This window comes from Pseudoalteromonas sp. SR45-5 (assembly GCF_014163565.1).
Lineage (GTDB): Bacteria > Pseudomonadota > Gammaproteobacteria > Enterobacterales > Alteromonadaceae > Pseudoalteromonas > Pseudoalteromonas distincta.
On sequence record NZ_JACJDN010000446.1, the window covers coordinates 1 to 3,437 of the forward strand.

Below are 3,437 nucleotides of genomic sequence, written 5' to 3' on the forward strand. Positions count from 1 at the left end.
TAGCTACTTCTGATGCGCATGGCCTTTATGCGCAATACGGGTTTAAACCGATAGATAACCCCGCACTACTAATGCAAATAAATCCTGAGAATGTGTATGGTAAAAAATAATCGTGATATCTATTAAATGGGGGAAGAGCATAGTCCTTTGTAGTGACTTGTTATATACCGTAGTCACGTTCAACTTTGGATATACGAACCTTAAATGAATCGTACCAAGACTTACGGCCAGTTCTTTGAGCTTCTAAGTGTTCAGAGTTAGCTTTCCAATTTTTAATTGAATCTAAATCTGCCCAATAAGAAACAGTTATACCGACATTTTCTCTTGCTGATTCTATACCCAAAAATCCGGATTGTTGTTCTGCAAGCTCAACCATCCTATTTGCCATATCACCGTAACCATTATCACCTTCTGTTCGTGTGGAAGTGAAAATAACAGCAAAATATGGAGGTTTAGGTGTATTAGCTATAACTGACATTGATGCTCCTAGGTATATAACGCCTAAATCAGTCGCCGCCGGAGGCGGTCGGCTGGATTGACTTGTTAAATGGCTGTGAAATGTGTTCACTGGAAAGATTTATGCAGCACTGGATTATTTTCGTACTTTTCACTATTTTTCCTAAACTACCGAGCGAGTGTATGGCCAATCTTTTTGAGAAATCTAATAAGGTCTCTGCGTAATCATCAGAATATTTTCTTCTCATTTCTCCATTATTAAATTGATATTTAAATTGTTGGGTTCCCGAGTGAGTTAAACTATTCAAGCCCTTCCAATGATTCTTTTTAAAATCACTCAGTGACCCATTTAAGTGAGGCATTTCTTTTTCGATGTCAGAAATCATTTCTTGAAACGGTATGTTATTTTTAGGTTTTACTCTTGATTTAACACTGTCTTTTTTGTACTGCTGAACTTGTTTGTCAGTAGCGCATGCGAATAGCCATATTCCTCTAACATGGGCTTCAAATAATACGCGTAATAAAGCAGATGCAGGGGTCAAGTGACCTAGCTGAACAAGATCAAATATTGCTCGTTGATTATCAAAAACAACATCATGAAGCATAACGCTTAATAACACGCGATCAGAACCTTCGACTTTCATCCCGTCAAGCACTTCCGAAATCTTGGTTCCTATTATATTTTCCATAATTTCCTATAACTCAGATGTATGGAGCCATTTAACACTTTAGTATTTATGCGACACGCAGTTTGTGTTGCATAATCGCTTGTTGGACTGAGGCGCTACCTGCTCGGTGTGTCAGAGTTGGTGTTGTTTATGCTATGGGAATTTGCTTTTTAGAGGCTCTAGCTAAATCAGCTAATTTAATAAGCTTACCTATTATAATTTAAGCTTTCCCTGCAATGCTCAGCGTTTATTATCTATTCATTAAACCTAATATTTAACTGTTAAGCAATGATATTTTTACTACGCACAGTCACTACTAGACTGAGCAATTAAGCAGGTTAACTCATTGATTCTATTCAGCAGGCTCGCCCGCTAACTCCTTCGCTCTGCTGTAAGAATTGCTGTTTCCGACGCTGATATACCAATAAATCGTAAGATGCCAACCTTGTAAATCATTTAATATTCATTAAAAAACGGTGGCGATGATGCAAGTAACCGATTTAAGTACACTTGTTTGTGTAGCATATTATAAAAGGTGATTTGTGGATGGTGGAAGCTGTAAAAACGAGGTCATTAATTATCTACTAAACGCGTCTTCCTACTTTTAAAACAGGACAGACACGATGTACTTATACCAATCGACTTAAATATTTAGCCTTTCTAGCGTGCTAAATAAAGCGTTAACGGCGTTATTTATCCGTCGCTATAAATGTCTAATAACTTAACACGATTGATATTATTTGGTTTTTTTTGCCTCAAGTACTTCTATTTCACTCCAGATTTTTTCGGCTTCTGCACTTAACATGGCAAAGCTTTTAATGTCGCCTTTTCTTTGTGCCTGCATGCCTTGCTCTAGTTTTACGTCGTATTCTTTACGCAGTTTTTTTACAGGATCAGGCTTTAAAAATGAAAACATTAGTATTCTCTTAATTTATTAAATTATATGTATTTAGTGTACGCATTAATTGGCTTAATAGTTCTTTGTTTGGTGAAAATGTTTACTTTGCGCTTTAAAAGCGCAAAGTAAACACGGTGTAATTTTGCATACTGTGTGCTAGTTTTAGTGCTTACGTTTCTGGCTCTAGGCGTTTAATACCTTGCCCATCAATACCTAAATAAATAAAACCATCACTGCCTTGGGCTAAGCTGCGTACTCTGCCAACTCCATCGAGTATTTTATATTGCTTAACAACCTTGCCCTTTGAGAGTTCTAGTGCGCTAATGAATGCAAATTTCATTGATGCTAGTAATAGCTTACCTTTAAGCTTTGGGTATTTATCACTCGTTACATACAACATATCGGAGGGGGCAATTGAAGGGGTCCAATGTAATACGGGCGATTGCATGCCGTCTTTTTCTTTAAGGTCTGTAAACTTGGTACCGCTGTAGTTAACGCCATAACTTACTAAAGGCCATCCGTAGTTAGCGCCTTTTTTTATTATATTAAGCTCATCGCCGCCGCGTGGCCCGTGTTCGTGAGACCATAAAATATTATTTTGATTATCAAACCACATGCCTTGTGGATTACGGTGTCCATAAGACCATACCGCATGTTTTGCATTTTTTTGTTTAACAAACGGATTATCACTTGGGATATTACCATTTTCGTGTAAGCGATAAATTTTACCGCCGTCCCGCGTGAGATCTTGCGGGTTTATGTCGCGCGAGCCGCGATCGCCAATTGAAAAATAAACATAACCTTCATCATCAAACACAATACGACTGCCATAGTGCTGGCCTTTGGTACTATTATGCTCGCCTTTGTACAGCAATTGCTGATCAGACAACTGCGTATGATCGTCACTTAGCTTAGCGCGCATTAAGGCGGTGTTACTGCCGCTTCCTTTGCCCTCACTACTTGAGTAACTAAAGTACAGCCATTGGTTTTGCTTACTATCGGTGTGTAGTGATAAATCAAGCAATCCACCTTGGCCATTAGCGTCAATGTCGGGCAGCCCAGAGACTTTAGTTAACGTAGTGGTATTTTTAGGTAATAAAAATAACGTCCCACTGCGCTCAGATATTAATAAATCACCATTAGCTAAAGGCTCAATAGCCCAAGGTATAACCACACCTTCTACCGCTGTTATTGCGTTAACGCTAAGCGCTAAAGTATCGAGTTCTTTATAGTTTTTTACGTAATCGCTTTTTGCATGCGCGGGTGCGTTAGTAGCAAATATAGCAATGGCTAGGCCTGCACTTATTAGTTTAGGGAGTGTGTTATGTGACATTAAATTTATCATTATGGCTTCCAAAATTAATCCAATCTTACATAACCTTATCATGGCATAAATAAATTTGTTAAGTGTTGAG

Annotated in this window: 4 protein-coding genes; all 4 read right to left on the reverse strand. The window is 38.3% G+C overall.

All coding sequences use genetic code 11. From position 1 onward, the window contains the following. Positions 1 to 160: 160 nt before the first annotated feature. A complete protein-coding gene (locus H5072_RS14875) occupies positions 161 to 478 on the reverse strand; it encodes an antibiotic biosynthesis monooxygenase (RefSeq protein WP_182693958.1) in 318 nt (105 codons plus the stop codon). Between the two features lie 28 nt (positions 479 to 506). Continuing rightward, the gene (locus H5072_RS14880; protein WP_182693959.1) at positions 507 to 1,145 is read right to left on the reverse strand and encodes a DUF6988 family protein; all 639 of its coding nucleotides are present in this window, start codon (positions 1,143 to 1,145) and stop codon (positions 507 to 509) included. Between the two features lie 715 nt (positions 1,146 to 1,860). Then, positions 1,861 to 2,040 carry a DUF6435 family protein gene (locus H5072_RS14885; protein WP_182693960.1) on the reverse strand — a complete coding sequence of 60 codons (180 nt, stop codon included), beginning with the start codon at positions 2,038 to 2,040 and terminating at the stop codon, positions 1,861 to 1,863. Positions 2,041 to 2,191: 151 nt separating this feature from the next. Further along, a complete protein-coding gene (locus H5072_RS14890; RefSeq protein WP_182693961.1) occupies positions 2,192 to 3,367 on the reverse strand; it encodes a PQQ-dependent sugar dehydrogenase in 1,176 nt (391 codons plus the stop codon). Between the last annotated feature and the right edge of the window lie 70 nt (positions 3,368 to 3,437).